Origin of the sequence: Streptomyces calidiresistens (assembly GCF_014141525.1) — a bacterium.
GTDB classification, from domain to species: domain Bacteria; phylum Actinomycetota; class Actinomycetes; order Streptomycetales; family Streptomycetaceae; genus Streptomyces; species Streptomyces calidiresistens.
The window spans coordinates 1-973 of record NZ_VKHS01001293.1; the positions used below are offsets into that span (position 1 = coordinate 1).

A 973-nucleotide genomic window follows, 5' to 3' on the forward strand; every position below is an offset into this window, starting at 1 on the left:
GCCCCGACGGGCGGGTCGGGGTCGGGGTTCCCCCCGTCCTCCGAGCCGCCCGACCCGTCCGGTCGCTTCCCGGGGGTGTCCGTCGGCTCCACCCGGGGCCGGGCGTCCCGGCGGCTGCGCGCCGTCTCCGCCAACTCCCACAGCGCGAGCGCACGACCCGGCGGTTCCCCCGCCAGCACGCACAGCTCCACCACCACGTCGCGCGGGGGCAACTGCGTGCCCGTCAGGTAGCGGTGCCAGGAGGATTTGCCGGCCGTGGTCCGGTCGGCCAGGGCGGCCAGGCTCAGACCGGTGCGCTCGCGCAGGGACCGGAGTTCGGCCGCCAACACGACGCACTCGGGGGGCCAACGCTCGCTCACCGCCGCAACTCCTCCCAGGTGTGGGGGCCGACGATGCCGTCGATCACGAGGTGTTCCCGGTCCTCCTGGAAGCGCTTGACGGCGCGCTCGGTCAGCGCGTCGTAGGCCCCGTCCACCGGCCCGGGCGGGAACCCGTGGTGGTCCAGCAGGCACTGGGCCTCCAGGACCTCCCGACTGATGACCAACTGGTACAGCAACTCCTCGGCGGTCTCGCTGTGTCCGGCGTAGAGCAGGCCGTCCCGCCGGTGCACGGTGCAGCCGTGGGTGCGGCCGGGCTCGAAGGCGAACTCCTCCCCGCCGTCGTCCCACGGCAGGAACGGCCACCCGGTCAGGGCGCGCAGGCCGAGGAGGGCCGGCAGCACCGCCAGGACGACCGCCGAGGCGAGCCACCCGGCGCGTCGCCGGTGGGAGCCCCCACCGGCACCGGCGCCGGTGGGGGGACCACCCGTGAGCCCCGTGACCGCCGGGACGGGCGCGGTCGCCGCTTCCGTCGCCGTCACCGCGCCCGCGACGGGCCCGGGCGGGGCGGACGGGGACGTGGGCCCGACGGCCGGAGGGGAACGGCGATCGGGCCGGGGAACGCCGTCGTCCCCCTCCCCGTGACCCCCCGCCGG

The 973-nt window shown here is 77.1% G+C and carries 2 protein-coding genes; both read right to left on the reverse strand.

Translation table 11 applies throughout. From position 1 onward, the window contains the following. Window positions 1-359: helix-turn-helix domain-containing protein (locus FOE67_RS29825; protein ID WP_182667433.1), on the reverse strand; the 359-nt coding region annotated here is incomplete at its 3' end. Continuing rightward, the coding region (locus FOE67_RS29830) for a peptidoglycan-binding domain-containing protein (RefSeq protein WP_182667434.1) at window positions 356-973 on the reverse strand (618 nt) is incomplete at its 5' end. The genes FOE67_RS29830 and FOE67_RS29825, both read right to left, overlap by 4 nt.